The organism is Rhizobium sp. Root491 (genome assembly GCF_001427205.1).
GTDB lineage: Bacteria > Pseudomonadota > Alphaproteobacteria > Rhizobiales > Rhizobiaceae > Agrobacterium > Agrobacterium tumefaciens.
This window is the reverse complement of record NZ_LMFF01000017.1, coordinates 396,111-420,191: the sequence shown is the minus strand read 5'-3', so window position 1 is coordinate 420,191 and position 24,081 is coordinate 396,111. Positions and strand designations below refer to the sequence as shown.

The 24,081-nt window shown below is 59.2% G+C and carries 24 protein-coding genes; 6 read left to right on the top strand and 18 right to left on the bottom strand.

The genetic code is table 11. From position 1 onward, the window contains the following. Positions 1-2 precede the first annotated feature (2 nt). The 3 genes from ASD46_RS22025 to ASD46_RS22015 all read right to left on the bottom strand — a co-directional run bounded on the left by ASD46_RS22025 (position 3) and on the right by ASD46_RS22015 (position 2,325). Positions 3-1,226 (bottom strand): efflux RND transporter periplasmic adaptor subunit, encoded by a 1,224-nt coding sequence (locus ASD46_RS22025; RefSeq protein ID WP_013761403.1) that lies wholly within the window; start codon positions 1,224-1,226, stop codon positions 3-5. Positions 1,227-1,248: 22 nt separating this feature from the next. After that, on the bottom strand, positions 1,249-1,545 hold the full coding sequence (locus ASD46_RS22020) for a hypothetical protein (protein ID WP_025595948.1): 297 nt from the start codon (positions 1,543-1,545) through the stop codon (positions 1,249-1,251). Positions 1,546-1,671: 126 nt separating this feature from the next. Further along, positions 1,672-2,325, bottom strand: coding sequence for a hypothetical protein (locus tag ASD46_RS22015; protein ID WP_013761405.1), 654 nt, complete (start codon positions 2,323-2,325; stop codon positions 1,672-1,674). Positions 2,326-2,498: 173 nt separating this feature from the next. Here ASD46_RS22015 and ASD46_RS22010 point away from each other — a divergent pair, with 173 nt between their 5' ends. Both ASD46_RS22010 and ASD46_RS22005 read left to right on the top strand, forming a co-directional pair. Then, on the top strand, positions 2,499-3,260 hold the full coding sequence (locus tag ASD46_RS22010) for a response regulator (RefSeq protein WP_049790347.1): 762 nt from the start codon (positions 2,499-2,501) through the stop codon (positions 3,258-3,260). After that, a complete protein-coding gene (locus ASD46_RS22005; protein ID WP_013761407.1) occupies positions 3,257-4,519 on the top strand; it encodes an ATP-binding protein in 1,263 nt (420 codons plus the stop codon). The genes ASD46_RS22010 and ASD46_RS22005 overlap by 4 nt, the downstream gene beginning before the upstream one ends. A gap of 45 nt (positions 4,520-4,564) precedes the next feature. Here ASD46_RS22005 and ASD46_RS22000 read toward each other — a convergent pair whose 3' ends face one another. The 6 genes from ASD46_RS22000 to ASD46_RS21975 all read right to left on the bottom strand — a co-directional run bounded on the left by ASD46_RS22000 (position 4,565) and on the right by ASD46_RS21975 (position 11,521). Beyond that, a complete protein-coding gene (locus tag ASD46_RS22000) occupies positions 4,565-5,659 on the bottom strand; it encodes a glycoside hydrolase family 105 protein (RefSeq protein WP_025595946.1) in 1,095 nt (364 codons plus the stop codon). Continuing rightward, positions 5,646-7,217, bottom strand: coding sequence for a glycoside hydrolase family 28 protein (locus ASD46_RS21995; RefSeq protein WP_025595944.1), 1,572 nt, complete (start codon positions 7,215-7,217; stop codon positions 5,646-5,648). The genes ASD46_RS22000 and ASD46_RS21995 overlap by 14 nt, the downstream gene beginning before the upstream one ends. Before the next feature lie 112 nt (positions 7,218-7,329). Then, positions 7,330-8,598 (bottom strand): ABC transporter substrate-binding protein, encoded by a 1,269-nt coding sequence (locus ASD46_RS21990; protein ID WP_025595942.1) that lies wholly within the window; start codon positions 8,596-8,598, stop codon positions 7,330-7,332. Between the two features lie 49 nt (positions 8,599-8,647). Then, on the bottom strand, positions 8,648-9,748 hold the full coding sequence (locus ASD46_RS21985) for an ABC transporter ATP-binding protein (RefSeq protein ID WP_013761411.1): 1,101 nt from the start codon (positions 9,746-9,748) through the stop codon (positions 8,648-8,650). A gap of 2 nt (positions 9,749-9,750) precedes the next feature. After that, positions 9,751-10,635, bottom strand: coding sequence for a carbohydrate ABC transporter permease (locus ASD46_RS21980; RefSeq protein ID WP_019566471.1), 885 nt, complete (start codon positions 10,633-10,635; stop codon positions 9,751-9,753). 4 nt (positions 10,636-10,639) lie between these two features. Next, on the bottom strand, positions 10,640-11,521 hold the full coding sequence (locus tag ASD46_RS21975; protein ID WP_003517909.1) for a carbohydrate ABC transporter permease: 882 nt from the start codon (positions 11,519-11,521) through the stop codon (positions 10,640-10,642). Between the two features lie 211 nt (positions 11,522-11,732). Here ASD46_RS21975 and ASD46_RS21970 point away from each other — a divergent pair, with 211 nt between their 5' ends. Continuing rightward, positions 11,733-12,659 (top strand): AraC family transcriptional regulator, encoded by a 927-nt coding sequence (locus ASD46_RS21970; protein WP_013761413.1) that lies wholly within the window; start codon positions 11,733-11,735, stop codon positions 12,657-12,659. Between the two features lie 29 nt (positions 12,660-12,688). Here the strand turns inward: ASD46_RS21970 and ASD46_RS21965 are convergent, their stop codons facing one another. From ASD46_RS21965 to kduI, 8 genes are all read right to left on the bottom strand, one after another. Further along, positions 12,689-13,969 (bottom strand): TRAP transporter large permease, encoded by a 1,281-nt coding sequence (locus tag ASD46_RS21965; RefSeq protein WP_003517912.1) that lies wholly within the window; start codon positions 13,967-13,969, stop codon positions 12,689-12,691. Then, positions 13,970-14,491, bottom strand: a complete 522-nt coding sequence (locus ASD46_RS21960) for a TRAP transporter small permease (protein WP_013761414.1) — start codon at positions 14,489-14,491, stop codon at positions 13,970-13,972. It lies immediately after the preceding gene. Between the two features lie 77 nt (positions 14,492-14,568). Continuing rightward, positions 14,569-15,546, bottom strand: coding sequence for a TRAP transporter substrate-binding protein (locus ASD46_RS21955; RefSeq protein ID WP_003517915.1), 978 nt, complete (start codon positions 15,544-15,546; stop codon positions 14,569-14,571). Between the two features lie 146 nt (positions 15,547-15,692). Beyond that, on the bottom strand, positions 15,693-16,571 hold the full coding sequence (locus tag ASD46_RS21950) for an amidohydrolase family protein (protein WP_013761415.1): 879 nt from the start codon (positions 16,569-16,571) through the stop codon (positions 15,693-15,695). Continuing rightward, positions 16,568-17,704, bottom strand: coding sequence for a D-galactarolactone cycloisomerase (locus tag ASD46_RS21945; protein ID WP_025595940.1), 1,137 nt, complete (start codon positions 17,702-17,704; stop codon positions 16,568-16,570). The genes ASD46_RS21950 and ASD46_RS21945 overlap by 4 nt, the downstream gene beginning before the upstream one ends. 24 nt (positions 17,705-17,728) lie before the next feature. Next, the gene (gene kdgD / locus ASD46_RS21940) at positions 17,729-18,640 is read right to left on the bottom strand and encodes a 5-dehydro-4-deoxyglucarate dehydratase (protein ID WP_003517921.1); all 912 of its coding nucleotides are present in this window, start codon (positions 18,638-18,640) and stop codon (positions 17,729-17,731) included. A gap of 113 nt (positions 18,641-18,753) precedes the next feature. After that, positions 18,754-19,497 carry a 2-dehydro-3-deoxy-D-gluconate 5-dehydrogenase KduD gene (gene kduD / locus ASD46_RS21935; RefSeq protein WP_013761417.1) on the bottom strand — a complete coding sequence of 248 codons (744 nt, stop codon included), beginning with the start codon at positions 19,495-19,497 and terminating at the stop codon, positions 18,754-18,756. After that, positions 19,494-20,318, bottom strand: a complete 825-nt coding sequence (kduI, locus tag ASD46_RS21930) for a 5-dehydro-4-deoxy-D-glucuronate isomerase (RefSeq protein ID WP_013761418.1) — start codon at positions 20,316-20,318, stop codon at positions 19,494-19,496. Before kduI ends, kduD begins: the two co-directional genes overlap by 4 nt. Before the next feature lie 175 nt (positions 20,319-20,493). Between kduI and ASD46_RS21925 the strand changes: the two genes are divergently transcribed. From ASD46_RS21925 to ASD46_RS21915, 3 genes are all read left to right on the top strand, one after another. Beyond that, positions 20,494-21,291, top strand: coding sequence for an NAD-dependent epimerase/dehydratase family protein (locus tag ASD46_RS21925; RefSeq protein ID WP_013761419.1), 798 nt, complete (start codon positions 20,494-20,496; stop codon positions 21,289-21,291). Positions 21,292-21,425: 134 nt separating this feature from the next. Next, positions 21,426-22,163, top strand: a complete 738-nt coding sequence (locus tag ASD46_RS21920) for a FadR/GntR family transcriptional regulator (protein WP_003517927.1) — start codon at positions 21,426-21,428, stop codon at positions 22,161-22,163. A gap of 41 nt (positions 22,164-22,204) precedes the next feature. After that, the gene (locus ASD46_RS21915) at positions 22,205-22,522 is read left to right on the top strand and encodes a cupin domain-containing protein (protein ID WP_060642794.1); all 318 of its coding nucleotides are present in this window, start codon (positions 22,205-22,207) and stop codon (positions 22,520-22,522) included. Between the two features lie 12 nt (positions 22,523-22,534). On the opposite strand, the gene ASD46_RS21910 is transcribed toward ASD46_RS21915, so the two are convergent. Then, a complete protein-coding gene (locus tag ASD46_RS21910) occupies positions 22,535-23,767 on the bottom strand; it encodes a M24 family metallopeptidase (protein WP_013761421.1) in 1,233 nt (410 codons plus the stop codon). Between the last annotated feature and the right edge of the window lie 314 nt (positions 23,768-24,081).

The window sequence follows — 24,081 nt, the reverse complement described above, 5'->3', positions numbered from 1 at the left end:
GTTCAAAAACCCATCGGCGGGCCACCAGGCCCCGGCACGGCGTTTTTGGTGGTGTCGATGGAAAGTTCGCCGGTCACCACGCGCTCGTTCTCGGCAAGGCCGGAACGCACTTCCGCCGTTACCTTGTCGTTCAGACCGATCTGGACCCTGCGTTCGGAAATTCTGCCATCGGTGTCTACCACACGCACGGCATAGTCATCGTTGGCGCCTTTGCTACCAAGGGCCGCCGCCGGAACGGTTAGCACGCCCTTCGCTTCACCAAGGACGATATGGACCTCCGCCGTCATATAGGTGCGCAACTTGCCGTCCGGGTTCGGCACTTCGAACACGCCATTATAATAGATCGCCTCCGACGACGAGGTGCTGGAAGAGGACGATGTGGTCGAGGAAGACGTCGAGGAGCTGAAGCTGGAGTCGCTGCGCACTGATTCAGGCGCCGGTTCAATGGACGTAAGCGTCGCGTCGTAACGCTGCTGCGGCTCACCCAGCACCGTGAAGTAAACTGGCAAACTGGCTTTTACGCGCGTCACATCTGCTTCGGAAATTTCCGTGCGCACCGTCATCCGGTCGAGCCGGCCTAGGATCACGATTGTCGGCGCGGACTGCGTGGCGTTGACGGTCTGCCCTTCCTGACTGACGATAGACAGAACAGTGCCTTCGATGGGCGCGGTGATCCTCGTATAGCCGAGATTGGCCTTTGCCGTTTCGACAGCGACCTGTGCCTCCTCGATCTGGGCGTCAATCGCTTCGATCTGCGCCTGGGTGACTGCGAGCGCTGCAGTGGCGCTTTCGAAATCCGCACGGGAGGCGGCATTTTTCGACACCATTTCCTGTTGGCGGACAAGGCTCTGGCGGTTGAGAACAAGTGTCGCCTGCTTTTCCACCCGCTGCGCCTTCACGTTGGCAAGCGCTGCCAGCGCCGTGCGCAGGCTGTTATTCTGGGTAACGGAATCGATCTCGGCAATGAGATCGCCCGCCTTGACCGTATCTCCAAGTGCGACCTTGACGGCGGTGATGCGACCGGAGGCCTGCGCGCCAACGGCCACCAGACGAACGGGTTTGAGCGTTCCAGTCGCCAGAACAGTCTGCTCGATATCACCGCGCTTCACAGACGAGGTGATATAACCGGGCGTTGCGGCCCGCGTATATTGTGACGAAAACCAGTAGCCACCCAGGGCGAGCGCGACAACCGTCAGCGCCACACCTGCTTTGCGAGCCATTTTCATCGTCCTGTCCTGTCCGGCCGGTCTACTCAAAAGAAGAAACCGACCTCATGTCGTGTTTCACAAGGATGAAGCCGTTGTCTGCTTCGATCCATTCATAGGCGGCAACAGACTTTCTGGCGGATGCCTTGCGGCAGGCGTCGTGACGACGCTTGCCGTGTGCATTTTCGCGCCGTTCCTTGGCACAGACGGGTTGGTGCCACTGTTCTTCCTGCCGGGATTTCGCCGCTGGATCTCGCATCGGCCTGTCACCGGCCGCAGCGACCGACCAGACGAAGCTCAAACCAAAAACCGTCGCCAGCATCAGGTAGAAATATCTCATCATCATCTTCTCGCCTGAAAATCACGCGGGGGATCGCAGGCGAGCGATCCCCCGGCTTCAGCCGTTTCCGGCTGATTTCCTCCTTTGCTGGGGGGCTATTAAAGGAGGAAACTTTGAAGAGTGGCGTCAGCCCCGCTCTGCCTGAGGCAGCGGCGGCATCCTGTCGCCATGCGGAGGCTCGATACGACCGTCTCGTGCACGGCCATCATGCGGGACGACGGGAGGCGGAGGCGGCATCAATGCGCGTTCGAGTTCAGCAAGCTTCTGCACCTGCTGCGGCGAAAGTTTCGGTTTCAGCGTAGCCGCTGCGTCCTGAAGTGCTTTAGCCTGCTCTGCCTTTTTCATTGTGATGCCGGCCAGTTCCTCACCGGCAAGACGCGGCTCTAGCCCCGTCGCACCCGGTCCCTTCGGCGGCAATGGCTTGAGTTCCGAAGTGGGCAAAACAAGATCGATCAGCGCAGTGGTATAGGCGCGCCACGGACCAAGCTGTTCAGGTGTGACGCCGAGATAGATTTCCGCTGCCGAAAGTTTCGTCGCCAACCCCAATATATCCGGCCCCATCATATCCGGGCGTAGCATCTCAGGCCCGGCCATCTTGCGGCCATGCGGCAGCCTTTGCTCCGGACCACTATTCGAACCGAAGTCAGGACTGGCCAGCGGCGGCATGGCCTGTTCCGATGCCTGCGGCACTGGTTCACCCTGCTCCGCAGCCCGGGAGCTGGCCGAAGCGCCAAGAACAGTTGTCACGACGACGGCGGTGGCGATTAGAGCGTTTCTCATCTTACCTTCCTTTTCGTTTTCCAACCTGAGAAGACGATAGGAGCTAAGCGTTTCCGGCTTTGGTCCGAATGTTGCGGGTCTTGTTCCACGCGCGGCCTATTTGTAACCGAATGTTGCCAGAGCGGCCGCAGCAAGCTTTCGTTGCAAAAATCCGCCGTTTCTTTGCGCCGCTTATGTATAGTGGCATCAAAAGGTTGGACGATATGGCGACAGTTTCGGTGACACATATTTTGATCGTGGATGATGATCCGGAGATACGCACATTGCTCGCGAAATATCTCGGCTCGCAGGGGTTTCGCGTTTCGATGGCAGCCGACAGGCGTGAGTTCGAAGAACAGTTCGCCTGCTCCGATCCGGATCTCATCGTGCTCGACGTGATGCTGCCGGATGGTTCCGGCCTCGATATCTGCCGCGATCTCCAAGGCCGCCGGCCGCGCACGCCCGTCATTCTCCTGACAGCGCTCAAGGAGGATGTCGACCGGATCGTCGGGCTGGAAATTGGCGCCGACGACTATCTTGGCAAACCCTTCAATCCGCGAGAACTGACGGCGCGGATCAAGGCCGTGCTGCGCCGCGCAGTACCTCAGGAAGTACCTCGCGGCTCATCCACCGCTTATGGTTTTGCGGACTTCACCGCCGATCCGGAACAGCGCTCCGTCATCCACGCCGGCGGTGAGAGGATCGAGCTGACGGGGGCGGAGTTCGATCTGCTGAAAGTCTTCCTCGACAGGCCCGGCCGGCTTCTTTCCCGCGATCAGCTGCTCGATCTTACGCAGGGCAAGGACCGGGGACCGTTCGACCGCTCCGTCGACGTGTTGATGAGCCGGTTGCGCAAGAAGCTCGAAACCGATGCCCGGGCTCCGATCTTCAAGACCGTTCGCAATGGCGGTTACCAGATGACGGTTCAGGTCAGAACCCTGCCGGTGCATCGATGAGCTCGCTCAGAAACCGTATCGCCGCACTGTTGATCGTCTCCATCATCGCGGTCATCGCGCTTGCAACTGTGGTGGCCGATCAGACATTGCAGCCGCCGCCGCCAGATGCCACCATCGAGCCCGTTGCCCGCAGCCTTGCCTTTGCCGTGACCATGGCCGAACGCGATCCCTCGCTGCAACAACCCGGCTATTTTCGCATCGAACAGAAGCCGCCTGAAGGTGATCTCGACGGAATGCTTTCGGAGTTTCTAGAAAAGGCCCTTGCACAGGTTGGCGAGCCGCGCACCGCAATTGTGATCCGCGCGCCGGGAAGTAATGCCCCGGTGGCGGCTATAGCGCTGGAAAAAAGCGGATGGCTGGTCGCGGAAATTCCGCATATGGGTCCTCCCCCGGGCGGCTGGAAGATTTTCGGCATGTGGATCGGGTTGATCATTCTTGGCAGTGCTGCTGTTTCCATCTTTGCTGCCAGAAAGATCACGCGCCCCCTCGACATGCTGGAAAACGCCGCTGCGAGCATCGGACCCGATGGTTCGCTACCCCATTTGTCGGAAACAGGTCCGGGTGAAATCCGCGCCACGGCGCGGGCCTTGAACGAACTCGCCCGCCGCCTGAAGGCGGCAATGGAAAGCCGAATGCGCCTCGTTGCAGCCGCTGGCCATGACTTGAGAACCCCAATGACCCGCATGCGCCTGCGGGCAGAATTCATCGAAAACGACGAAGAGCGGGGCAAATGGCTGGCGGACCTCGAGGAACTGAACGCCATCGCGGATAGCGCCATTCTGCTTGTGCGCGAGGAAGTGAGCCAGGATACCGTCAAGATGATCGATATCGGCAGGCTTCTAGGCGAAATCGTCAGCGAACTTTCTGATCTCGGTTACGCTGATGCCCTCGACTTTATGAAACCGGAAGCCGCCATGATCATCAAGGCCGCTCCACTTGCGCTTAAAAGAGCCTTGCGCAACCTCATCCTCAATGCCGTCACCCATGGCAAAACGGCACGGATCGATCTAACCGAGGACGAGAGCGAGGTCGTCGTTACAATCCGCGATGAAGGCCCTGGCATTCCGCACGAACTGATCGGCCGGGTTTTCGAGCCCTTCTTTCGGGTCGATCTCGGGCGGCGAAAGTCGATCCCTGGTGTGGGGTTGGGTCTTGCCATCGCCAGGGAAATCATCGAGCGCTTCGGTGGCACGATCACCATCGCGAACCACAAAAAACAGGGCCTGATCCAGACGGTGATCTTGGCAAAAGTGGCATGATCTCATGCCACAAAATACCCTATGCCCGTTAAGATGACCGCGCCGTCATGCCAAAAGCAGGCTTTCGGCATAGGCCATCATCAGCGGCCCGACGCCTTTGGCGTCATCGGATACAACCGGCTCGGTCAGGTAATAATCCGGAGACCCATCGCGATAATTGCCCTCGAAACCGCCAAGGCCCGCGACATGCACGATGCCGGTGAGACGGACGATACCCTTTTCGTCCACCTTGAGCTGTCTCTCAAGCAGGGCCTCAAGCGCGGACCGGCCCGCCGAAAGAGCCGCCTTTGCCTCCTCGCCCTGCAAAAGCCCCAGCCGCGCAGCCCGCAGTAAGGCATAGGCGAACATCGCCGAAGCGGAGGTTTCCTCGTAGTTTCCGGCAAGATCCGGTTTGTCCAGCACCTGCATCCAGAGACCGGTTTTAGTCTGCCGGGCAACAATACCGGCCAGAAGTAGGCCCGCGCGTTCCCGAAGTTCGATCGTTGCGCCATCAGCCGGCAACATCACCAACGCATCGACCAGCGCCATGGCTAGCCAGCCGACGGCGCGAGCCCATACGGCCGGGGATTGGCCGCTCACGGGGTCGGCCCAGCGCTGGTTGCGGCTTTCGTCATAACCATGGACATAGAGCCCGCCGGCATCCGCCGTCAGCGTGAGTGCGGTTGAGAATTGCTGTAGCGCATCGTCGATCAGTTCGGCGTCACCAGCCGCCTGCGCATATTCGATCTGAAAAGGAAGTCCCATATAAAGGCCATCCAGCCAGACCTGATGCGGATAACGCTTCTTGTGCCAGTAATTACCGGAGCCCGTACGCGGATGGCTGCGGAGTTGGCCCGCAAGATGTTCCGCCGCAGCGAGATAACGCGGATCGCCCGTTTCCGCTGCCAGAGGAAACAGAATGCGACCGGCAAGGATGTGATCGATATTGTATTCCTGCGGATCGTAACCGGCGAGCACTCCGTCTGCCGCTATCTGGGTGTCAGCCAGACGATGCAGATGTTCGTTCCAGCGACGCTCGCCGGTCGCTTCGAACAGGTGCTGCAAACCCCGATAGACACAGCCATCCTCATAACACCAGCTCCCGCCCTTGTAGTGCCTATAGCGGCTGGCGAATTGATAAAAATAATCAGTGGCTTTCATGGGTTTTCTCGATTGAAATATGTGAATGGGAAATGCCAGAGGCGCTCAGCAGCGCAGGATCGTCGCAAATGATTTCAGCCTGTTCGAAAACGATCCCCTCATGCAGCATGGGGCGCACCCCATCGGCCATGATCGGCGGTGTGGCCACGGCTACAGGATCATGCGAGACGATGGTGAGATTGCGAATGGCGATATTGCGGATTGGGGCCTCCGGTAAACCGAGAAAGACGCCGGCGGCATGGGCCAGATGGCGGATTTCCACATCTTCGACAGTAATTCCGTCGATAAACGGGGTCCCGTCGTCTACAGGTGCAGGGTCTCGCGACTGCACCCAGCCGTCATGCCCATCGGCATCACAATGGTAATGGGCATTGGCGGAAAGCGCGGTATGCACGCCATCCAGCAACACGCGGCGCATGGTGATATTGCTGACTGAACCGCCACGGCCCCGCCGCGTCTTGAGACGCAGGCCGCGATCCGTGCCAACCATGTCGCAGTCCTCTACCGTTACGTCATGCACGCCACCCGACATTTCCGAGCCGATCACCAGCCCGCCATGGCCGCGCTCCATCAGGCAATGGCGTACGCTGACGCCGCGTGTTTCCGCCAGATGGTCGTCCTCGCCGTTCGGCCCGCGTTTGCCTGCCTTCACAGCAATGCAATCGTCGCCCACTGAAAAGCGCACGCCTGATATCGTCACGTTGCGGCAGCTTTCCGGGTTGAAACCATCGGTATTGGGGCTGTTATGCGGAGCGCTGATTGTGAGACCCGCCGCTTTCAGGGTCTCGCACCCCTGTGGATGGACCGTCCAGGACGGTGCATTGCGAATGGTGAAACCGAAAAGCCCGACATTGCGGCAGGAGACGAGATGCAGGCCGCGCGGTCGACGCGCGCCGTCACGGGTTTCTTTCGGCCAGCTCCACCAGTCGCCTCTGTCGCCGGAACCATCGAGGACGCCTGTGCCTTCGATCACGAGATTATCTGCGCCGATGGCATGGACCGGCGCAGCGAAACAGGCATCCGGTAGCCCTTCCCAACTGCCGAGCATGCGGCCCGTCTCATCGCGGGCAGGCAGGTTCGGCCAGCCATTGCGGGTGGAGGGTGCGCGCAGCACGGCCCCTTCCGCAAGATGAAACGTCATGTCGCTTTTCAACCGCACGGGAAACGCTGTCCAGAGGCCGGCAGCAAATTGCAACGTGCCGCCCGCAGGCACGGCGGCAACTGCCTCTTCCAGAGCGCGGGCGTTGGCGCGTGCGCCGGCTTCGTCGTCAAGCGCAATATCCGGCGTCAGCGAAAATGCCGTCGCCTCGACAAGCCCCGCGCAGGGCGCTGTCCTGAACTCCAGGCTTGCGAACCCATCCGCTTCGAACACATACCGCGTATCCGGACGCAGATCATGCAGCAGCGTCACCACGGTGGTGGTTTTTCCGGTTCGTAGATCACCATTCAGCGAAGTCAGCCGCCATGCCGTCTGCGGCAGGTGATATCGCGCACCGGGTGCGGCGAGGCAAAGCGCCGCCGTTCGCGCCGAAAGCGCGATGATAGAGGGTTCGTTCATGCTCGTTTCTCGTTGTTCGTGCATGCCCCGCCAAAACAATCGGCGGGAATGCCCATGTCACCCGGCAACCGGATAAAGAGCCCGCCGCCGCAAGGGCGGCGGGCCATTGTCGTCAATCGAATTTGGCCAGAACGTCATTGGTGGTATCGATGATCTGCTCAGCCGCCTCTTCCGCCGTCAGCTGGCCATAGGCATATTCCTCCAGCGTATCGATGAAGCCGGAGCGGATTTCCGGATGTTCGTTGAAGGGCGAAACTACCGGTCCAGATGCCGCCATGACGATGGCGTTGGCGGCGCGCACTTCCGGCTCACCCTTGTCGCCCAGACGCTGCGCCGCAGCCTTGGAAGCAGGCAGGCCGCGAGACGTGCCAAGCGCATCGATGCCCTCAGGCTCGTTCAGCAGGCAGTTCAGGATTTGCGCTGCCGCTTCAGGGTTCTTCGAGTTTTTCGAGATAGAAAAGACCATGGAAGGCTTGCGATAAACGCCTTCCGTTACGGCATCGGCGAGCTTCAGCATCGGCACGGGTTTCAGCACCTGCCCATCCTTCAGGGGATCGGCATATTTCGAATAGGTGGAATCCCATTCATAGGAACCAGCGATACGGCCTTCGGACCACGACGGCTTTTCATAAAGATTGACGTTGCCATCGGCCGCTTCCTCTTTCTGGGAGCGAATGGAGCCGGTTTCCACCAGCTTGCCGACGAACGAGATACCTTCCGCCAGTTCCTCCGGCGTCCAGGCGACACGGTTGGTCTTGGGGTCGACCAGATCCTTGCCGGTTTTTTGCACCACGGCGAGTGTCACGAGAAGCTGGGCAGTCTCCTTTACGGCGTTGAAGGTGTAATGATCCTTGCCGAGCTTTTCCTTGATGGTTTTTGTTGCCGCGAAGAATTCATCCCATGTCTTGGGGATTTCAACACCAGCCTTCTCGAAGGTGGTGGCGTTGAAAAAAAACACGCGGCCGGTGGTGGAGACTGAAAGGCCCTGAAGCACCCCGTTCATAGAACCCGCTTCGAGATCCGTCTCGGCCCATTGCGAAAGATCGAGAGGTTTCAGCTGACGCAGATCAGCAAAACCTTCACCATTCTTGGAAAACAGCGGCAGCCATGGCCAGTTCACCTGAACGATATCAGCCTCCGTCTTGCCTGCCATTTGCGTGGTCAGTTTTTCCAGATATCCATCGAAGCCGGTAAACTCACCTTTGACCGTGTGGCTGTATTTTTCACCGCAGGCGGCAATCGCCTTCTGAGTGGCGACATGACGGCTTTCGCCGCCCCACCACGACATACGCAGTTCCGCGGCACCCGCCGCAGGCGCAGCCACCGTGGCCAGATAGGCAGCACCGGCCAGCATCGCCATTGTTCTCGTCATCGTCGTCATCTTCATTGTTCTTCTCCTCCTCGAAAAATCAGGCACGCTCGTCCCCTCCTCACAGCGAGACATTGCGGCCATCGGCCTTGTCGAAAATATGCAGCTTCTCGGGGTCCGGCTTCAGTCGCAGAATGCCGTCGCGCGCAAGCGCCTCGAATTCGGCTGCTCCCACCACGCTCACGAGCTTCTGTCCGCCCAGATCGGCATGCAGATAGACCTCGTGCCCCATGAATTCGGCGTTGGTCAGTTTCGCCTGCAGCGCCGGCCCATCGGCCTCACCGGCTAACGAAAGATGCTGCGGACGGATGCCGATGACGGCGTCCGCCGGTCTGGCTGAAAGCCGCTTTTCCAGATGGTCGCCTATCGGAAGACGTTGCCCGCCGATGACGAACTCCGCCCCGTCGATCGCCACATCCACAAGGTTCATTTCCGGCATGCCAATGAAACCGGCGACGAACAGATTGGCGGGCCGGTTGTAGAGTTCCTTCGGCGTGGCGACCTGCATGATGCGCCCGGCCTGCATGACGCAGATACGGTCGCCCATGGTCATGGCTTCCGTCTGATCGTGCGTCACGTAGACGACGGTCGAAGACAGGCCCTCCGCCTTCAGCTGGCGATGCAGATCGGTAATGCGCACACGCATGGAAGCGCGCAGCTTCGCATCGAGATTCGAAAGGGGCTCATCGAACAGGAACACGCCCGGTTTCTTGATGAGGGCACGGCCCAGAGCAACACGTTGCGCCTGCCCGCCGGAAAGCTGTTTCGGCAGGCGATCCAGCAAGGGCTCGATTTCGAGAATGCGCGCGACATTGTCGATTGCCTTCTCGATCTCGGGCTTGGCAACACCGGCAATCTTGAGGCCGAAAGCAAGATTGCCGCGCACCTTCATATGCGGATAGAGCGCATAGTTCTGGAACACCATGGCAATGGAGCGCTTGCCGGGCGGCAGGTCGTTGACGCGCTGATCTCCGATGAGGATTTCACCGCCGGTGATTTCCTCCAGCCCCGCCACCATGCGCAGCGTGGTGGATTTGGCGCAGCCGGACGGGCCGACGAAAACCATGAACTCGCCATCCTCGATTTCGAGATTGATGCCGTGCACGGCCTTGAAGCTGCCGCCATAGACTTTTTCGAGATTTTTAAGTTGAACGCTTGCCATTTTCAGCCCTTGACCCCGCCAGACGAGATCCCTTCAATGAAATACCGTTGCGCCGCGAAAAACACGACGAGCGCAGGCGCGATCGTCAGCACCGACATCGCCAGGATGCGGTTCCATTCGAAGGCTTCGGTGGTGTCGATGGAGAGTTTGAGCGCCAGGCTCACCGGATATTTATCGACCGAGGACAGGTAGATCAGCGGTCCCAGAAAGTCGTTCATTGTCCACATGAACTGGAAAAGGCAGACCGAGATCAGCGCCGGCGCCAGCATCGGCACGACGATGTAGACCAGCGTCTGCAGACTGTTGGCGCCATCCACACGGGCGGCTTCCTCCATATCCGAGGGCAGCGAGCGCAGGAACTGCACAAGCATGAAGACGAAGAAGGCATCACCGGCTAGTGCCGAGGGAACCCATAGCGGCAGGAAACTATCCAGCCAGCCGAGGTCACGGAACAGGATATATTGCGGAATGCGGGTTACGACATTGGGCAAAAGCAGGATGGCGATGACCGAGCCAAACAGGATCTTCTTCAGCGGAAAATCGAAGCGCGCGAAGGCATAGGCCGCCATTGTGCAGGAAATCGCCGTTCCGATGACCTTCGGCAGGATGATCAGGAACGAATTCCAGAAAAACCGGCCGAAGGTGTAGGGCGTGGAGGTCTCCCAGCCGCGGATGTAACCGTCCAGCGTTGGCGTCTCAGGAATGAAACCTGCACCGGAAAAGATCTCGGAATTGGTCTTGAAGCTTGCGCCGACCAGCCAGATCAGCGGATAGAGCATGATGAAGCCGACCGCGAACAGCAGCGTGTACCGGACAGAGGTCGATAACAGCCGGAGCCTTGCCCGGCGGGCGGCCTGCATGTCGTTTAAGGTTGCGATATCGGTCATGGCATCAATTCCGCTTGTCGCCAGCGTAATAGACCCACTTTTTCGAGGACCAGAAGGCCACGAGGGTCAGCACGGTGATGATGGTGAAAAGAACCCAGGCGATGGCGGAGGCATAGCCCATGTTGAACTTCTTGAAAGCCTCATCGTAAATATAGAGAGGCAGCAGGTAGGTAGACTTCAACGGGCCGCCCTGGGTGATGATGTAAGGCCCGTTAAACTCCTGGAATGCCTGAACCATCTGCATGATCAGGTTGAAAAAGATGACCGGCGTCAGAAGCGGCAGGGTGATGAAAAAGAACGTCTTTACCTTGCCTGCGCCGTCGATTGCCGCGGCCTCATAAAGCGACTTGTCGATGGATTGCAGCGCGGCGAGAAAGATCACCATGGCCGAACCGAACTGCCAGCAGCGCAGCAGCGTGATTGTGAAAAGCGCATTGGCGGGATCGCCAAACCAGTCCACCGGCGACAGGCCGATTGCCGCCAGCGCCATGTTGGCCAGCCCTTCGCTGGCGAAGATGTAACGCCACAGCACCGCAATCGCGATCGAACCGCCGAGGATGGACGGAACGTAAAAGGCGGTGCGGAAAAAATTGATGAATTGCAGCTTGTAATTGAGTATCGCCGCGATGAACAGCGCGAAGGCAAGCTTCAACGGCACCGTCAGAAACACATAAAACAGGGTGACGTTCAGGGATTTCATGAACGTGCGATCACGGGTGAAGAGCCGCTCGTAATTGGCCAGTCCCGCCCATGTGGGGTCACTCATCAGGTCGTAGCGGGTGAAGCTGAGATACAGGGAACCCAGAAACGGGATCGCCGTGAAAACCAGAAGTCCGATGATGTAGGGCGTCAGATATCCCAGCCCGAGGAAGCGATTAGATTTCATGACGCTCCTCCCCCACCCCGGAAAGGCGCGGATAACAGAATACAATTTCGTGCAAGTGATTCTCCCGGAACGGCTGACGGCGGGCGCATGATGGCGCGATGTCTCGCCGCAGCCGATCTCCTCCCTCATTGATACGGCGCGCATTAGCAGTTTGTGAGGTGACAAAACCAAATTTCCGAGCCAAGGTGAATTAACAAAGACGAGGAAAAAGATGGACGAAATCGAAGGTGGTATTCTCTCGTCCGTTCCGCCTGCGGCGCTCACGCTTAATCTCACGCGCGCCACGATCAAGATGGAGCACTCCCGCACCTGGCAGATCGACAAATCCAATCAGGTGGACGATCTCATTATCTGCCTGGAGGGTCGCGGGCATTATCTCGTGGACGGTGAAGCACGGGTGCTGGAGCCTGGCGACGCCATGCTGATTTTCAGGGGGCAGCATTTTATCGGCTGGAATGAACAGGCCGTCACCTATCGGGGAGTGGCACAGCATTTCACACTGGATATTTACGGTCGCCACAACCTTGTCGCGCAGATGGACCTCAAGCCGAAACTTTCGCTGAGCCGCTGGCCGCTGCTGGAGCCGCTGGTGCGCCACTATCGGCAGAGCGCTCCACCCTCCTCTGTCACGCTTGGCCAGCATCACCTGTTCATGGTGTTGCTGATCGCATTTATCGATGATGCATTTCTCGGATGGGTCGACCGTCCGAGTTTCCAGCCGGAAGGTGCCGAAGCCCTGGATCTGGCTGTCATGAAAGCGATTACGATGATTTCCGCCAATCCGCTCGACCCTGAAATCGCCGCAAGGGCGACCGACGCAGCCCCCTATAATCGCGACTATTTCCTGCGTGAGTTCCAGAAACGGGTGGGGCGCACGCCGAGGAAATATCAGGAATTCAAACGCATGGAACGTGCCATGCATTTTCTTGAAGCCGGGCTTTCAGTTTCCGCTGCGGCGGCAGAAGTGGGTTATGGAGATCCCTATTATTTTTCGAGGATGTTCAAGCGCACATTGGGGTTGAGCCCCCGCGACCACATGAACAGGATACGCCGCAGCAGGCACGGCAATCTGATGGCGTTTGACGAGCACGAACAGCAGAGGCTGCTTGCCACCGAAATGCAAAAGGCCCCGGCATAGCGGGGCCTTCTTGCGATAAAGCTCTGGAACTACCGGAAAAGTGACGGCAGCCAGAGTGAAAGCGACGGAATGTAGGTGACGGCGAGCAGCACGGCTATGCTGGCGCCGAAGAACGGCCAGATCGTTCGCATCGCTTCCCGTATAGTTATGCCGCCAACCGCACATCCCACGAAGAGCACCGTTCCGACCGGCGGCGTATTGAGACCGATACCGGCGTTCAGGATCATCACGACACCGAAATGCACGGGATCGATGCCGAAGGCCTTCACGACAGGCAGAAGCACCGGCGTGGAAATGATGACCATCGGTGCCATATCCATGAAAGTGCCGAGCAAGAGCAGAATGACGTTGATGACCAGAAGCACGATAATCGGATTGTCCGAAATCGCGCTGATTGTCGCGATCATCAGTGTCTGTACCTGCAGGAACGCCATCAACCAGCCGAACGACGCAGCCGTGCCGATGACGAGCAGAACCATCGCTGTTGTGCGAACCGCCCCCATCACCGCTTCCACGAAACCGCTCCAGTCCAGCTCACGATAGACAAGCATGGCAACAAGGAAAGCGTAGAGAACGGCAATGCAGGAGCTCTCCGTCGCGGTGAAGATACCCGAACGAACGCCGCCGAAGATGATGCCGATCAACAGAATGCCGGGAAAGGACGCCAGAAGATAATACATCAGCTTCGAAAAGCCGGGAAACGGCTCGGACGGGTAACCCTTGCGCCGCGCGACGATATAGGCGGTGACCATCAGGGCCGCAGCAAGCAGCAGGCCTGGAATGATGCCGGCGGTGAAGAGATCGGCCACCGAAACATTGCCACCCGCCGCGATCGAATAAAGGATCATGTTGTGCGAAGGCGGGATCATCAGCGCGATGATGGCGGCATTGACAGTGACGTTGACGGCGTAATCCCGGTCATAACCGCGCTTGGCCATTTGCGGGATCATCAGGCCACCAACGGCCGAGGCGTCGGCGACAGCCGAGCCGGAAATGCCGCCGAACAATGTCGAAGCGACGATGTTGACCTGCCCCAGACCGCCGCGCAGATGACCGACAAGACCGGCCGCAAAACGGATCAGACGATGGGCTATACCGCCGCGGACCATGAGGTCACCCGCGAAGATGAAGAACGGGATCGCCATCATCGCAAACACGTTCATGCCGGAGTTCATCTGCTGGAAGACCACGATGGGCGGCAGGCCGAGATAAAGAACGGTGGCGAAGGAGGCAATGCCGAGGCAGAACGCAATCGGCGTACCGATCAGCATCAGAAGGGTGAAGACACCGAAGAGGATTGTGTAAGCCATTTACGCGGCCTCCTGCACAAACACATCCGCCGCGATTTCCTCGCCGATGACGAGATCGATAAAGCGTTCGGCTGCAAACAGCGCGATCAGAAAACCGCCACCGATCAGCGGGAAGAAATCCATGCCGCCCGGCCATCCAAGAACAGGGATTGTCGCCGTCCATGTTCCGGCAGAGAGGACGGTTCCGTACCAGCACATGCCAACCCCGAAGAAGAAGATCAGTGCCAGACTGGTCAGGTCCATCGCCGCCTGTATGCGCGGCGGCATCATATAGCGCAGAATATCCAGCCCCAGATGCACGCTTTCACGCACGCCCACCGCCGCCCCCAGCATGATGAACCATGACATAAGGTGAAGCGACAGCGGCTCGGACCAACTTGGTGAATCATTCAGGATATAACGGGCAAACACCTGCCAGCCGACGATAAGGGTCATGGCGACCATGCCGACGCCGGCGATGTAAAGTGACGCACGGCTGAGCGCGCCGAGAAATGGGCGGATAGCCCGCATGAAGTTTCGCATTTGCCTTCCTCCTCCAACCTCAGACCAATGACGACAAAAGAAAACCGGCCCTGTTGCCAGAGCCGGTTTTCCCTATGTCACTTGACGGCTTTTACCCGCTCAAGAAGGTCTTTCATTTTCGGATCGGTGACGAACTTGTCGTAGACCGGCCCCATCGCGGCGGCGAACTCTTCCTTGTTGACCTTGATGACGTTGGCGCCACCGGCGCGTACCTTTTCTTCCGAGGCCTTTTCGCGCGCACTCCACAATTCACGCATCTTGCCAACGGAATCCTTGGCTGCCTGACGCAGCAGCTTCTGATCTTCCGGCGACAGCTTGTCATAGGAAATCTTGGAGATGACGAGGATTTCCGGATTGAGGGAATGTTCCGTCAGCGAATAGTTCTTCGCCACTTCATAGTGACGGGCGGATTCGTAGGACGGCCAGTTGTTTTCCGCACCATCGACAACGCCTGTTTCAAGCGAGGAGTAAACCTCGCCCATCGGCATCGGCGTAGGGTTGGCGCCAAACGCCTGCATCATCGATATCCACAGATCCGATTGCTGCACGCGGATTTTGAGGCCCTTCAGGTCCGCCAGTTTTTCGATGGGCTTCTTGGTTGTGTAGAAGGAACGCGCACCGGAATCGTAAAAGGCAAGACCGATCAGGCCGTGCGGTTCGAAAGCTGCCAGAACCTCATCGCCGATCGGGCCGTCTACGGTATTGTGCATGTGTTCCGTCGAACGGAACAGGAAAGGCAGGCCGAGAACGGTGGTTTCCTTGACGAGATTGTTGAAAGGCGCAGCGTTGACGCGGTTCATGTCGATGACGCCGAAGCGGGTCTGCTCGATGGTATCCTTCTCACCGCCGAGAACCGAATTGTTCATGACCTGCACCTTGATGCGGCCATTGGAGCGTTCCGACAGAAGTTCGCCCATATATTTCACGGCTTCAACCGTCGGATAACCGTCGGGATGAATATCGGCCGAGCGCAGGGTGATTTCCTGCGCCTTGGCGGAAACGCCTGACAGCGCGATCCCCATCGCGATGCACATCATGCTTGCAATCTTTTTCATTTCTTCCTCCTCCGTTGTAACAACGGCCCCACCCCTCCAAGGCTAACGGACCGAATTTTTCACGCCCATCCGGGCCGGCATGCAAACACCTTTCATCTGCAAAGGATGATGGGGACCTCCCTTTCCCCAACTATCCCGAATTGAAACTACACCGCCTTGAGTGGCGGCAGCTTGAACAGGGCTTCTGGATTTTCCACCAGCGCTCGGTGACGGGCCGCATCGTCCGGCAGCCAGCCGAGTGTGAGCTCCGCAAGGCGGGCATCATCCGGATAGGCAGCCGTCTCGCGGACGGAATTGTGCGGCCAGTTCGTCCCCCAGACGATCCGCTCCGGCGCATGGGCAGCGATACGGCGCGAAAAGGCTGCAACATCTTCATAGGGCCAGGCGTCGCGCGAACTTTCATAAACACCGGCAAACTTGAACCAGAGATTGCCGCGATCGATGAGCTTCAAAAGTGCCGCCATTTCCGGGCCATCCGTGTCGATACCCCTGAAGAATTTTCCATGGTGGTCGAAGACCCAGCGCGAACGGATTTTTTCAAGGCGCGGCAAATGATCGAGAAGCCCATTGCCGTCGAACTGAACCGCCACCATCCAGTCGGCCGCATGGGCACGCTGATCCACCGCTTCCAGTTCCGATAGGTTCACCGCGCCGCCAGGCAAATCCATGATACGGGCGCCCACGGCACCGGCAGCGGCAAGTCGTTCCATGTCCTTTTCAGTCGTCTTCTCATCGATAATCACCACCGCGCGGGCTGCCTCGCCCATTTCTGCCACGCAGGCCAGCGTGTTGCCGTTATCTCGCTGTTGGGCGTTGCCCTGGGTGATGATGACGCGGTCGATGCCGAGCCATTGCATGAGCTGGCGATAATCCTCAGGCCCCGGCAGCGCACCCGGAGGCAGGCCCGGCCCACCCGGCAAGGCTGGATATCCGGGCAGATACATATGCATCTGAGTATCGACCGCCCCTTTCGGAAACGCTGGCTGCGGCGGTGTCCCGCTTAGTTTTCTGACAAGTTCGCTCATGGCTGTGGCATCCTGAATTCAACGAGTGCGTCGCGGTTGATCTCGATGCCGAGACCGGGACCATCGGGAATGGCGACGACACCGTTCACCGCCTCTATCGGCTGTTGCAGCACGGCCTGACGGAACGGATTATGCGTCCGATCGAATTCCATGATCGGCTCGATGGGGTTTACCCGCACCGGATCAGGCACCATCGCGGCCATGAACTGCAGGGCAGCGGCGATCTGCACGCCCGTGCCCCACACATGCGGCACAATGCGCACGCCGTGCAGCGTGGCAAGCGTGGCAATCTTCTGCGTTTCGGAAAAGCCGCCGCAACCGCAGAGGTCTGGTTGGAGAATATCCACGGCACCGGCGGAAAGCGCCTGCCACATGCCGTAACGCCCGTGCCAGGTCTCGCCTCCCGCAACCGGGATTGGTTGGCCCGCACGCACGCGGGCATAGGCATCTAGCTGCTCCGGAACCACCGGCTCCTCGAACCAGTCGATGCCGTATTCAGCCGCACGATTGCCGAGCGCGATGGCTTCGGTAACGGTATAGCCGTGATTGGCGTCGATCATCAGCCGCATATCCGGCCCGATCGCTTCGCGCACGGCGGCAATGACCGCAAGATCCTCGTCGATGCCGAAACCGATCTTGATCTTGCAGGCGTGAAAACCCTCTGCACGGCGCTCCGCCATCTCATTGGCATTGTCGGAGATACGGTCGACCCCATCACGCTTGAAGCTGCCGGTGGCATAGGCGCCCACGCTTTCGCGCCAGCGCCCGCCGAGCAGCATGGAGATGGAGGTGCCGTAATGCTTTCCCTTGATATCCCACAGCGCGATATCGATGCCGGACAGGGCTGTAATGCTGAGGCCGCGCTGGCCCTGGTCGCGCAGGGCATTGTAAAGCACAGCCCAGATCTTTTCGGTCTGGCGGGGATCCTGGCCAATAAGCCAACCGGAATAGGCCTGAACCACGGCGGCGTTCGGTCGCGCCGGACCGAGGCATTCGCCCCAGCCGACGGTCCCGTCATCGCATTCGATTTCGACCAGAACGTGGGCACGCCGGTCAAAGCGCATGGATGCGCTTTCAAACGGCGTGGCCAGCCGATGTTCGAGCAGATGCGTGCGCACCGCTGTGATCTTCATCGTTCCCCTCCCGTTATACCTTGATCACACCTTGCGCTTGTGCGTGCCGATCAGGGCATCGAGCATGCCGATTTCCTCATTCGTCAGATCCTTCAGCGGCGCGCGCACCGGACCCGCATCAAAGCCCTGCAGGCGAACGCCAGCCTTGATGGCGGAGACAGCGTAACCCTTGGCGCGATTGCGGATCGCCATGAACGGATAGAAGAATTCCGTCAGGATGCGTTCGCAGGTGGCGCGCTCGCCGGCCCGCAGCGCCGCATAGAACTCGTTGGCAAGGCCCGGCACGAAGTTGAAGACGGCCGAGGAATAGGTGGTGAAACCGGCGCCGAGATAGGCTTCGGCAAACAGTTCCGCCGTCGGCATGCCGCCGAGATACATCAGGCGGTCACCCATCTTGGCGGTGATCTGGCGAACGAGACCGATATCACCGGTGCCGTCCTTGAAGCCGACGAGGTTCGGGCACTCATCGCAGAGACGCGCCAGCGTATCCGCCTGAAGCACCGAATTGTCGCGGTTATAAACCATGACGCCGATGCCGACCGACTGGCATATTTTCTTGATGTGCGCGTAAAGGCCTTCCTGCGGCGCATCAATGAGGTAATGCGGCAGAAGCAGGATGCCATCAGCACCGACTTTTTCCACCGAGCGTGCAATATCAACCGCAACTTCGGTGCCGTAGCCGCAGCCGGAAACGATTGCCGTTTCACCGGCCACTTCCTTGGCAGCCGAAACGATAGCAGGGATTTCATCCGGCTTCAGCGAGAAGAACTCGCCCGTACCGCCGGCGGCAAACAGCACCGGCGCCTTGTAACCGGCAAGCCACTCGACATGCGCCCTGTAGCTATCGGCCGCAAAACGACCCTCGGAATCAAAATGCGTTACCGGGAAGGAGAGCAGGCCGGAGCCAAGCGCCGCCTTGATTTGTTCAGGGTTCATAATCCGTATTCCTCTGCAAGTTCACTGACTGGAAGCCACCTAAACCGCTTGCCGCATATTTGTCAACAAGTCATCATACAAGTTATATGATGAATTTTGAAAACCGGTGCGCATTAGCGCGCCAGCCAGCCACCATCGACATTGAGGATGGCGCCGTGCACGTAGTCGGCCGCCGGCGAGGCGAGGAAAACCGCCGCCCCGGCGATGTCTTCAGAATGCCCCCAGCGACCTGCCGGGATGCGCTCGAGAATGGCCTTGTTGCGGGCAGCATCCGCCCGCAACGCCTCGGTATTGTTGGTTTCGATGTAACCGGGCGCAATGGCATTGACGTTGATGCCCTTCGCGGCCCACTCATTTGCCAGAAGCTTGGTCAGACCCGCGACGCCATGCTTCGCCGCCGTATAGGACGGTACGCGGATGCCGCCCTGAAACGACAGTAGCGAGGCGATATTGACTACCTTGCCCGGACGACCTTTCGCCAGCAATTCCTTGGCGAAGGCCTGCGTGGTGAAAAACAGCGCCTTGAGATTGACGTCCATCACCTCATCCCAGTCGAGTTCTGAAAACTCCACGGAATCGGCGCGGCGAATGATGCCGGCATTGTTGACGAGAATATCGAAACCGGCGTCGGCAAAGCTGTCCCTGGCGGCGAGTGGATCGGCAAAATCAATCGACAATGCGGCGGCCTTGCCGCCGTTCTTCGCGATCATGTCCAGCGTCTCGTCCGGCGCGCGGCGGGCGGCGCAGACAACTTCCGCGCCGGCCGCGGCGAGGCCGACGGCGATTGCTTGACCAAGCCCCGTATTGGCACCCGTCACCAGCGCCTTACGCCCTTGAAGCGAAAAGGGATTTTTCATTTCAGATCTCCCGGCTGAATGAAGTCCATGTCGGTATAATCGACATTGTCCCCAGCCATGGCCCAGATGAACGTGTAAGAGCCGATGCCAGCGCCGGAATGGATCGACCAGGGCGGAGAAATGGCACCCTCTTCGTTGGAAATGAAGAGATGCCGCGTTTCCTGCGGCTCACCCATCAGGTGCAGAACGCGCGACTTTTCATCCATGCCGAAATAGAGATAGGCCTCCATGCGGCGATCATGAATATGCGACGGAATGGTGTTCCAGACGGAGCCGTCCTCTAGCGTCGTATAGCCGAGCACCAGCTGGCAGCTTTCCATGACGAGTGGGTGGATGAACTGGTTGATTGTGCGCTTGTTGGAGGTCTCGGTCGCACCAAGCTTGACCTCCTTGCTGTCGGCAAGGCTGACGAGCTTTGCCGGCAGGCTGCGATGCGCCGGGCATGAAGTGATATAGAACCGGCCCGCGCCATCGAAGGTCACCGCACCGCTTCCCGCACCGAGATACAGAACGTCGCCACGATTGAGCGTATACGTTTCGCCACCAGCGTTGACGGTGCCGGTGTCTCCGATATTGACGATGCCCATCTCGCGCCTGTCAAGGAACGACGGCGTCTTGGTTTCCTCGACCTTGTCCAGCATCAGCGGGGCACCATCAGGCACCGCGCCGCCCATGACGAAACGGTCGTAATGGGTATAGATCAGCCTGATTTCGCCGGAACGGAACATGTCGTTGGCGAGGAAATGCTTGCGAAGCCCTTCGGTATCGAGCGTTTTTGCATATTCCGGGTTGACGGCCTGCCTTGTTTCGACGGTCAGCATCAAACTCATCCTTCATGATTGTTGCGTATAGGACATAATATATGTTATCCGCTTTTTGTACGATCTGTATGACAAGGTCAAGAGGAACCTGGATATCTCGACCACGCCGGAGACGTTGAATGGGGTTTCCCGCAGCCTCGATGATCCGCAGTCCATTCGTTTAGGGAGAATTGCAATGAAACGGCTTCTTGTTACCGGTGCGGCTGGCCAGCTCGGCCGCGTCATGCGCAAGCGCCTCGCACCTATGGCCGAGATATTGCGTCTTGCCGATCTTTCGCCGCTCGATCCTGCCGGGCCGAACGAGGAATGCGTGCAATGCGATCTGGCCGACGCCAGCGCCGTCGATGCGATGGTCGCCGATTGTGACGGCATCGTCCATCTTGGCGGCATATCGGTGGAGCGGCCTTTCGAGCAGATCCTTCACGGTAATATCATCGGGCTTTATAACCTCTATGAGGCGGCCCGCGCCCATGGGCAGCCGCGAATCGTCTTCGCCAGCTCCAATCACACGATCGGTTATTATTCCCAGACAGAGCGGCTTGGCCCCAACGTTCCCTTCCGGCCGGACGGTTTTTACGGCGTGTCCAAATGTTTCGGCGAAAGCCTCGCCCGCATGTATTTCGAAAAATTCGGCCAGGAAACGGCGCTGGTCCGCATCGGCTCCTGCACGCCGGAACCGCAAAATCACCGCATGTTGTCGACCTGGTTTTCGCAGGATGATTTCGTATCGCTGATCGAGGCGGTTTTCCGCGCGCCGGTGCTCGGCTGCCCGGTCATCTGGGGCGCATCGGCCAATGACGCGGGCTGGTGGGACAATTCCCACCTCGGCTGGCTTGGCTGGAAACCGAAGGACAACGCCGAGACTTTCCGGCAGCACATTGCCGAGACAACACCGCAACCAGACCCTAAAGATGCGGTGGCGCGTTTTCAGGGCGGCGTTTTCATCGACAATCCGATCTTCAAGGCGACGTGAAATGCCATTCGGGACCGACAGGCATGATAACCGGTCTTTCCTGCGCGTGCAGCGGGATTGCAAGCCGGACCGCGAATGACGTATCGAGGAATACCGGACGCTAACCTGCACCCTTTTTTAGAACGGCGATGACAATGACAAAAGCGATAACCTCCGAACCGGCAGCTCCGCAAGCCAAGACGCTTGTGGTGAAGGTTTCCGAGGAGCTCCGCAGCCAGATCGCCAAGGGCCGTTATAAGACAGGCGAGCGCCTGCCTTCCGAAGCGCAGATGACGCAGGAATTCGGCGTAAGCCGCACCGTGGTGCGCGAGGCCATCGCCTCACTGAGGTCCGACGGGCTGGTCGAGCCGCGTCAGGGTGCGGGCGTCTTCGTGCTGGAGCCAGCGCCTGTCGAGCGACGGCCGTTCCATAATGTCGATCTTGCCCGCGTCTCGTCCCTTATCGAAATGCTCGAACTGCGCACCGCCGTGGAAGGTGATGCCGCCGGTCTTGCGGCCGTTCGCCGCTCCCCGGCGCAGGAGGAGAAAATCATCGAAGCCTTCGATGCCTTCCGCGCCAGCGCCGCCAAGGGAATTCCGACAGCAGAGGCCGACTTCGCTTTTCACCTGGCCGTTGCCGACGCAACCAACAATCCGCGCTTCAGCGAGTTTCTACAGGTGCTTGGCCCAACGCTCATTCCGCGCCGCGCCGTTGCCGAAAACGGCAAGGAAACCGTGCTTTCGCCCGCTGACCTCAACCGGCTTGTCGGTGAGCACGAAGCGATCCTGATTGCTATACAGGACGGCGACGAAGAGGCGGCAAGAAGCGCCATGCGCCACCACCTGAAAAGCAGCCAGACGCGTTACCGCGCCATGCTGCGCGCGCCGCGCTGAATTTCAAGCTTGAACGACATCGCATGACCGAGGAGAACGACATGCAGCAGCTTCCGACATTCCCCACCGTTTCACCCGACGATGGTGTTGAACGCACCGTGCTTTCCGAAGCGCCGGAGCTGATGGTGGTTTCGTTCCGCTTCAAGACCGGCGCCGAAGGCAAGCTGCACAACCATCCGCATGTGCAATCCACCTATGTCGCCAGCGGCAGCTTCCGCTTTTACCGCGATGGCGAAGCCTACGACCTGCAGAAAGGCGACAGCCTCATCATTTCCGGCCATGTCGAGCACGGCTGCCTCTGCCTGGAAGAGGGCGAACTGATCGACTGCTTCACCCCTCGCCGCGACGACTTTCTCTGAACCTGGCCGGCCTCAGGCCAGGGACAAATCCCGCAGGGTGCGTGGCAGGCTGTTCATGCACTCTGCCCCTGCTGTGGTAACGAGAAACTGGTCCTCGATCATCAGCGCGCCCAGACCTTCGCCGTAAAACGGCGCTTCAAGTGCCACGACCATGCCGGGAAGAATGACCTCCTCATTGTCATGGGAAAAGAACGGCCATTCCTCGATGCCTACGCCGCCGCCGACGGAATGGCCGAAGTGACCGCGATAATATTCGCTGAATCCGTCTTTGCGCATCGAAGCCAGCATGGCGGCGTGCACCGCACCGAATGTATTGCCGGGACGAATCGCTTCCAGCCCGCTGGCAAAAGCTGCCTCCAGCGCCTTGAAAATATTGGCCGCGAGCGGAGAGACCGGACCCCATGAAAACGTCCGCGCGCCATCCGACGAATAACCTTCGACCAGCGTGCCAACATCGGCCTTGATCAGGGCACCGGGCGCGACGACCGCCGTCATATCCGACAGGACCGGACCGACCGATATATAGTCCCAATGGCCGCTCAGCGAAAAACCCGACTTCAAGGCATGCGACTGAGCGCCGGCTTTCCACGCGTTGGAAAGCTGGCTGAGCGCCACGCCCGGCCGCACGGCCGCCGCCATCTCGACCAGCCCGGCCTCAGCGGCCGCTGCGGCCCGCCTGAGAAGTTCAATCTCGCGAACGGATTTCACCGCACGCAGACGTTTCAGCACTGTCGAACCATCAACCCAGGTCACAGCGGGCGTCGCCTCACGAAGAGCCGAAAAATCGGCGGCGGGCATGAATTCGAGATCGGCACCGATGCGCGCCGCAGACAGCCCGCGTTCCTGCAGAAGGTCGGCCAGCAAAACAAAGCAGGCGGCGCGATCGAATGTCTCCGGCCTCTGTCCGCCGGAATTGTTTCGGCGATAGACACCGTCTACCTGCGAGACGTTTTCGACACCCGACATATCGACCATATCGATCCAGATGCGATGCCGGCGCAGATCGACATCAGGCGCGGCCTTCTCGACAAGAGGTGCGGCGTGATCGCTGACGACGGCGGCAAGCCGGGACGCAGCATCGGCTGGCACAAGCGCAATCGCCGACCCCGCCCTGCCCCACATCGTCGCAACGCCCGCATGTGCTCCTACCGCATAACGGAAGGCTTCGGGCTGGAAAAGCACCAGCGCATCCATGCCCGCCTCACCCATCAACTGCTGCGCACGGCCTCGATCGATATCGCCCATAAGAACCCCGGTAGATTGTTTCACCCGCCGTGTTTTCAGGCGGGCGCAATAATATCAAGATTCCGATTTATCAGCGGCTGCTGAGAGAAAGAAGCAGGAAAACAAGATAAGGTAGGAGGTTGGGGATAGTCCTCCTATAAAACAGTGCTTTAGCACCACCACAGCATCCGCATTCCGTCACCCTGACGGGATACGGGGTCCAGCACGGTCAATTCCTTGATTGCAAAAGGCTTCGGCCACGGCGCTGGCACACCGTGGCCGGATGCCGGGTCAAGCCCGGCACGACGCAGGAGAGGTAGCCGACTTTATCATCC

What these genes read in the sequence shown, in the direction of transcription:
- ASD46_RS21950 (WP_013761415.1), bottom strand. Translation starts at nt 16,571, where the DNA reads ATGAGCGAACTTGTCAGAAAACTAAGCGGGACACCGCCGCAGCCAGCG.
- ASD46_RS22010 (WP_049790347.1), top strand. Translation starts at nt 2,499, where the DNA reads ATGTATAGTGGCATCAAAAGGTTGGACGATATGGCGACAGTTTCGGTG.
- ASD46_RS21910 (WP_013761421.1), bottom strand. Translation starts at nt 23,767, where the DNA reads ATGGGCGATATCGATCGAGGCCGTGCGCAGCAGTTGATGGGTGAGGCG.
- ASD46_RS21945 (WP_025595940.1), bottom strand. Translation starts at nt 17,704, where the DNA reads ATGAAGATCACAGCGGTGCGCACGCATCTGCTCGAACATCGGCTGGCC.
- ASD46_RS21960 (WP_013761414.1), bottom strand. Translation starts at nt 14,491, where the DNA reads ATGCGAAACTTCATGCGGGCTATCCGCCCATTTCTCGGCGCGCTCAGC.
- ASD46_RS21990 (WP_025595942.1), bottom strand. Translation starts at nt 8,598, where the DNA reads ATGACGACGATGACGAGAACAATGGCGATGCTGGCCGGTGCTGCCTAT.
- ASD46_RS21915 (WP_060642794.1), top strand. Translation starts at nt 22,205, where the DNA reads ATGCAGCAGCTTCCGACATTCCCCACCGTTTCACCCGACGATGGTGTT.
- kduI (WP_013761418.1), bottom strand. Translation starts at nt 20,318, where the DNA reads ATGCTGACCGTCGAAACAAGGCAGGCCGTCAACCCGGAATATGCAAAA.
- kdgD (WP_003517921.1), bottom strand. Translation starts at nt 18,640, where the DNA reads ATGAACCCTGAACAAATCAAGGCGGCGCTTGGCTCCGGCCTGCTCTCC.
- ASD46_RS22020 (WP_025595948.1), bottom strand. Translation starts at nt 1,545, where the DNA reads ATGAGATATTTCTACCTGATGCTGGCGACGGTTTTTGGTTTGAGCTTC.
- ASD46_RS21980 (WP_019566471.1), bottom strand. Translation starts at nt 10,635, where the DNA reads ATGACCGATATCGCAACCTTAAACGACATGCAGGCCGCCCGCCGGGCA.
- ASD46_RS22015 (WP_013761405.1), bottom strand. Translation starts at nt 2,325, where the DNA reads ATGAGAAACGCTCTAATCGCCACCGCCGTCGTCGTGACAACTGTTCTT.
- kduD (WP_013761417.1), bottom strand. Translation starts at nt 19,497, where the DNA reads ATGAAAAATCCCTTTTCGCTTCAAGGGCGTAAGGCGCTGGTGACGGGT.
- ASD46_RS21985 (WP_013761411.1), bottom strand. Translation starts at nt 9,748, where the DNA reads ATGGCAAGCGTTCAACTTAAAAATCTCGAAAAAGTCTATGGCGGCAGC.
- ASD46_RS22025 (WP_013761403.1), bottom strand. Translation starts at nt 1,226, where the DNA reads ATGAAAATGGCTCGCAAAGCAGGTGTGGCGCTGACGGTTGTCGCGCTC.
- ASD46_RS21965 (WP_003517912.1), bottom strand. Translation starts at nt 13,969, where the DNA reads ATGGCTTACACAATCCTCTTCGGTGTCTTCACCCTTCTGATGCTGATC.
- ASD46_RS22000 (WP_025595946.1), bottom strand. Translation starts at nt 5,659, where the DNA reads ATGAAAGCCACTGATTATTTTTATCAATTCGCCAGCCGCTATAGGCAC.
- ASD46_RS21970 (WP_013761413.1), top strand. Translation starts at nt 11,733, where the DNA reads ATGGACGAAATCGAAGGTGGTATTCTCTCGTCCGTTCCGCCTGCGGCG.
- ASD46_RS21955 (WP_003517915.1), bottom strand. Translation starts at nt 15,546, where the DNA reads ATGAAAAAGATTGCAAGCATGATGTGCATCGCGATGGGGATCGCGCTG.
- ASD46_RS21920 (WP_003517927.1), top strand. Translation starts at nt 21,426, where the DNA reads ATGACAAAAGCGATAACCTCCGAACCGGCAGCTCCGCAAGCCAAGACG.
- ASD46_RS21975 (WP_003517909.1), bottom strand. Translation starts at nt 11,521, where the DNA reads ATGAAATCTAATCGCTTCCTCGGGCTGGGATATCTGACGCCCTACATC.
- ASD46_RS21995 (WP_025595944.1), bottom strand. Translation starts at nt 7,217, where the DNA reads ATGAACGAACCCTCTATCATCGCGCTTTCGGCGCGAACGGCGGCGCTT.
- ASD46_RS22005 (WP_013761407.1), top strand. Translation starts at nt 3,257, where the DNA reads ATGAGCTCGCTCAGAAACCGTATCGCCGCACTGTTGATCGTCTCCATC.
- ASD46_RS21925 (WP_013761419.1), top strand. Translation starts at nt 20,494, where the DNA reads ATGAAACGGCTTCTTGTTACCGGTGCGGCTGGCCAGCTCGGCCGCGTC.